At 65.3% G+C, this 4,922-nt stretch carries 5 protein-coding genes; 3 read left to right on the top strand and 2 right to left on the bottom strand.

Features of this window, described 5'->3' with window-relative positions:
• Positions 1-117: 117 nt before the first annotated feature.
• A complete protein-coding gene (gene gap / locus QZ184_RS10025) occupies positions 118-1,140 on the bottom strand; it encodes a type I glyceraldehyde-3-phosphate dehydrogenase (protein ID WP_296415471.1) in 1,023 nt (340 codons plus the stop codon).
• Between the two features lie 179 nt (positions 1,141-1,319).
• Between gap and murC the strand changes: the two genes are divergently transcribed.
• From murC to QZ184_RS10040, 3 genes are read left to right on the top strand one after another with little or no spacing between them, the layout of a single operon-like run.
• Positions 1,320-2,762, top strand: a complete 1,443-nt coding sequence (gene murC / locus QZ184_RS10030) for a UDP-N-acetylmuramate--L-alanine ligase (protein WP_296419411.1) — start codon at positions 1,320-1,322, stop codon at positions 2,760-2,762.
• A 2-nt stretch (positions 2,763-2,764) separates the two neighbouring features.
• Positions 2,765-3,682, top strand: a complete 918-nt coding sequence (murB, locus tag QZ184_RS10035) for a UDP-N-acetylmuramate dehydrogenase (RefSeq protein ID WP_296419412.1) — start codon at positions 2,765-2,767, stop codon at positions 3,680-3,682.
• 26 nt (positions 3,683-3,708) lie between these two features.
• On the top strand, positions 3,709-4,047 hold the full coding sequence (locus QZ184_RS10040) for a YbaB/EbfC family nucleoid-associated protein (RefSeq protein WP_296419413.1): 339 nt from the start codon (positions 3,709-3,711) through the stop codon (positions 4,045-4,047).
• Between the two features lie 2 nt (positions 4,048-4,049).
• Here the strand turns inward: QZ184_RS10040 and rsgA are convergent.
• Positions 4,050-4,922 (bottom strand): ribosome small subunit-dependent GTPase A (gene rsgA, locus QZ184_RS10045; protein ID WP_296419414.1); only part of this gene is annotated, 873 nt, incomplete at its 5' end.

Below are 4,922 nucleotides of genomic sequence, written 5' to 3' on the forward strand. Positions count from 1 at the left end.
ACCGGGCTGCCCCTTCAGGAGAGCGATCCGGGCTACCGGCACTTCAGCTGATCGCACAACCATCAAAAAGCCGCCCCGAAGGGCGGCTGATGGAAAGAGGTTGAGCAGGCGCTCAGATCACTTCCAGTTCTTGGCAACGATCTCGGCCAGGTCAACGACGCGCTGGCTGTAGCCCCACTCGTTGTCGTACCAGCAGATGACTTTGACCATGTTGCCGCCCATCACCAGGGTGAGGTCGGAGTCAACGATGGTGCTCTCATCGGTACCGGCGTGGTCGCTGGAGACCAGGGGCAGGTCGGTGTACTTGATGATGCCCTTCATGCCGTTCTCAGAGGCGGCCTTGAGCACTGCGTTGACCTCCTCTTTGGTGGTCTCGCGGCTCATCTCGAGCACCATGTCGACGACGGACACGTTGGGGGTGGGGACGCGCAGGGCGATGCCGCTGAGCTTGCCCTTCACCTCGGGGTAGACCAGAGCCACGGCCTTGGCTGCACCGGTGCTGGTGGGAACGATGTTCACAGCAGCGGCGCGGGCGCGGCGCAGGTCACGGTGGGAGGCATCGAGGATGCGCTGGTCACCGGTGTAGCTGTGGGTGGTGGTCATCGTGCCTTTGACGATGCCGAAGGCCTGATCCAGGACCTTGACCACAGGCGCCATGCAGTTGGTGGTGCAGCTGGCGTTGCTGAGGATGTCGTAATCCTCGTGGCGGTACTGATCGGCGTTCACGCCCACCACAAAGGTGCCGACCTTGGCACCCTTACCAGGGGCGGTCAGGATCACCTTCTTGGCACCGGCTTCGAAGTGCTTGCTGGCGCCGACGTCGTCGTTGAAGACACCGGTGGATTCGATCACCAGATCCACGCCCCACTCCTTCCAGGGGAGGTTGGCGGGGTTGCGGTCGTAGAAGGTCTTGATCGTCTTGCCGTTGATGACGATCGTGTTCTCGGTGGTGGTCACCTCTGCGTTACGCAGGGGGCCGAGCATCGAGTCGTACTTCAGCAGGTGGGCGTTGGTGTTGGTGTCACCGGAGCCGTTGATGCCGACAATCTCGATGCCGGTATTGCTTCCGCGGCTCAGCCAGCAACGCATGAAGTTGCGACCGATGCGGCCGAATCCGTTGATCGCAACCTTCAGGGTCATGGCGTATGGCGGGCGAACCCGCTAGCAAGGAGGATTTGGCCGCCGATCATACCGAAATTGCCTGACCCTCCCCATCTGGGGACAAAAGGTCACCACCTGTCAAAAGCACTCAAATCGTGCTTGAGAAGAGGACAAGCGACCCGTTCGGTCTTAATTTCTGGCCAGGCTTGGATACGCCATTGGTCCTGACGCTTGATCGCCACCAACCTCTCCATTTCATTGGAGTTGGCGGCATCGGCATGTCTGCCATCGCCGGGATCCTGGCGGACCGCGGCCACAGCATCAGCGGCTCCGACCCCAGGGACAACGCCGTGCTGCAGAACCTGCGCAGCCGCGGTGTCCGGGTGTTTCGCGAGCAAAGCCCCGCCACCATCGACGCCATTCGCAGCGGCACCTCCTGCCCACCAGCCGTCGTCGTCAGCTCTGCTGTGCCGGCGAACAACCCCGAATTATTAGAAGCCGAGCGCGCCGGGCTGAAGGTCTGGCACCGCTCAGATGTCTTGGCGGCTTTGATTGCCGCCCAGCCCTCGATCTCCGTGGCTGGCAGCCACGGCAAGACCACCACCAGCACCCTGGTGGCCAGCCTGCTGCACGCCACCAACCACGACCCCACGGCCGTCATTGGTGGGGTGGTGCCCGCCTTCGCCAGCAACGGCCGCAATGGCGATGGCCCCTTGCTGGTGGCGGAAGCGGATGAGTCGGATGGCTCCCTGGTGAAGTTCCAGTCCTGGCTTGGTGTGATCACCAACCTCGAGCTGGATCACACCGACCACTACAGCGATCTGGCCTCCCTGATCACCACCCTCCAGCGCTTCGCCAAAGGCAGCGAACAGCTGCTGGCCAACCGCGACTGTCCCGTGCTGCGGGAACACTTTCAAGCCCACCACTGGTGGTCCATCCAGAGCAGCGAAGGGGTGGACTTCGCGGCTATCGCCGATGAGCTCGATGGCGACGGCACCCTGGCCACCTTCTATGAGCAGGGAGAGGCCCTCGGGCAATTCCGGCTGCCCTTGCCCGGGCTCCACAACCTGAGCAATGCCACCGCCGCCATGGCCGCCTGCCGTCTCCATGGCGTCTCCTTTGCCGAGCTGCAACGGGCCGTGGAGGGCCTCCAGGCCCCTGGACGCCGTTTCGACTACCGGGGTAATTGGTGCGGCCGCCAGGTGGTCGACGACTACGCCCATCACCCCAGCGAGGTGCAGGCCACCTTGGCGATGGCCCGCCTGATGGTCAGCAGTGGGCGCAGCCCCTTGCCAGAGGCGCCCCAACGGCTCCTAGCCGTCTTTCAGCCGCACCGCTACAGCCGGACGGCGGAGTTCCTCAGCGACTTTGCCCAGGCCCTAAGCCAGGCCGATGCCGTGCTGATCGCCCCCCTCTATGCGGCTGGCGAAGCCCCGATCCCAGGGATCTCCAGCGCGGCCCTCGCCGCTGAAATCCAGCGGATTTCCCCTGGGCTACCCGTCAGCGCCTTCGATGACCTGGAGACCCTGGCGGATGCCATCGGCCAAACCAGCCAAGCGGGCGACTTGGTGCTGGCCATGGGTGCCGGTGATGTCAACAGCCTCTGGAGTCGCCTGGAAGGCCGCAGCGATCCCGCCGCCGCCCTTCCCCTTGTGGCCTAGCGATGGCCCTCTCCCTCCCTCTGGGGCTGCGTTCGGCGGTTGCTCTGGCCGACTACACCACCTGGAAAGTGGGGGGAGCAGCGGATTACTTCGCTGAACCGGAATCAACGGAGGAACTGTTGGCCCTGCTGCGTTGGGCTGCCGCCCAGGGCTGCATCCAGAGGGTCATTGGAGCAGGGTCCAACCTGCTGGTGAGCGATCAAGGACTGGAGGGACTGACCCTCTGCACCCGCCACCTCCAAGGGGCTGACCTGGAGGCCAGCAGCGGCCTGATCGAAGCCCAGGCGGGAGAACCGATTCCCACCCTGGCGCGGCGGGCGGCCCGGGCCGGCCTCTCGGGCCTGGAGTGGGCCGTGGGCATCCCAGGAACGGTGGGAGGCGCGGCGGTGATGAATGCAGGCGCCCAAGGGGGCTGCACCGCCGACATCCTCGAGAGCGTCACGGTGGTGGACCCGGAGCAGCCCAGCCAGACCCACACAATCTCTGCCGCAGCACTGGACTTTGACTACCGCCATAGCCGCCTTCAAGCGGAACCCCTGGTGGTCCTCTCGGCTCGCTTTCGCCTCTCCCCGGGCCACGATCCCCGCAGCGTCAGCCAGCGCACCAGCGCCAACCTGCACAGCAGAACCAGCACTCAGCCCTACCAGCAACCCAGCTGCGGCAGCGTCTTTCGCAACCCCGAACCGCAGAAAGCCGGACAACTGATCGAAGCCCTCGGCCTCAAGGGATTCAGCCTGGGCGGCGCCCAGATCTCCCCGATCCACGCCAACTTCATCGTCAACACCGGCAGCGCCAGCGCCGGGGAGATTGATCAACTCATTGCCCTGGTCCAACAGCGGGTGATGGAGCAGCACAGCATCGCCCTCCACACCGAGGTGAAACGGCTGGGACGCTTCGAAGACCTCGCCCTGGCGGCGTAGCCTGCGCCCACTTCAACAGTGCAGGCATGGCCGGTTTCGGTCTCCCCAATTTCGGCCAGCTCACCGAAGCCTTTAAGAAGGCCCAGCAGATCCAACAGGACGCCGCGAAGCTCCAGGAGGAGCTGGATGCGATGGAAATCGAGGGGCAAAGCAGCTGCGGCCGGGCCAGCGTTTGGCTCTCGGGTAACCAGCAGCCCCTGAAGGTCCGCCTCGACCCTGCCCTGCTCGCCGAGGGCGCCTCCACAACGGAAAACGCCACCCTCGAGGCCCTGCGCGCGGCCTACGACAACTCCACCGGGACCATGAAAGAGCGGATGGAAGAGCTCACCGGCGGGCTCAACCTGAACCTGCCCGGCATGGGCTAGGCCTAGCCCTCCTCGTCGGGCTCCTCCTGCCGCAAGCGGCGCCTTGAGCTCTGACGCAGGCGCTGATCGAGCAGGGGCTCCTGCTTTCCTCCCCGCTGCTTCAGGCCGCCACTGCGGGGGCGGGGTTGGCGCGCCACCTGCTGCTGCACGGACTCCAGGCAGTTGAGATACAGACCATGGCGATCCCAATCGCTGCCGACGGCGCAGCCCGGATCGCCCTGATGCAAGCAATTTTTGAACTGACAGGCCGAGCTCTCGAGCCGCTGCCGAATTTCCGGGAAGAGGCTCCCCAGCTCCGTGGGCTCCGCCGGCAAGGACGGGCGGTTGAAGCCCGGTGAATCCGCCAGCAGTGCACCGGGCTCCACCGGGAACAGTTCCACATGCCGCGTGGTGTGCCGTCCCCGCTGCAGGCGGCCTGAGACGGCACTCACCCGCAAACGCAGCTGCGGCAACAGGGCGTTGATCAAGCTGCTCTTGCCCACCCCCGATGGGCCACACAGCACTGAGACCCCCGGTTGCGCCAGACGCTCCCGCAGCGCAGCCAGACCAAGCCCACTCTGGGAGGAGACCAGCTGGGGGACATACCCCCAAGCCGTGAGCCGTTCACGCCACTGCTCTTGTTCCGATGCGCTCAGCAGATCCGCCTTGGTGAGCACCAGCTCCACCGCGACACCCGTCCGCTCCGCCGTCAGCAAAAAACGGGTGAGTTGCAGTGGATCCAACTCCGGCTGAGCCAACGCCCCCACCACCACAACCCGGCTGCAGTTCGCCACAGCAGGACGCTCCAGCAGGCTGCTGCGGGGGGCCACCGCCGCAATCGCCGCCCGGGCTTCCGGCCAGTCGATGCCCTCTACCTCGACGCGATCTCCAACGCA

This window comes from Vulcanococcus sp. DEBay_Sum22DG08_74 (genome assembly GCF_017852955.1).
In the GTDB taxonomy this organism is placed as follows: domain Bacteria; phylum Cyanobacteriota; class Cyanobacteriia; order PCC-6307; family Cyanobiaceae; genus Vulcanococcus.

Bases quoted from the DNA above. Each gene is read 5' to 3' on its own strand.
- murB (WP_296419412.1), top strand. From the start codon at position 2,765: ATGGCCCTCTCCCTCCCTCTGGGGCTGCGTTCGGCGGTTGCTCTGGCC.
- QZ184_RS10040 (WP_296419413.1), top strand. From the start codon at position 3,709: ATGGCCGGTTTCGGTCTCCCCAATTTCGGCCAGCTCACCGAAGCCTTT.
- gap (WP_296415471.1), bottom strand. From the start codon at position 1,140: ATGACCCTGAAGGTTGCGATCAACGGATTCGGCCGCATCGGTCGCAAC.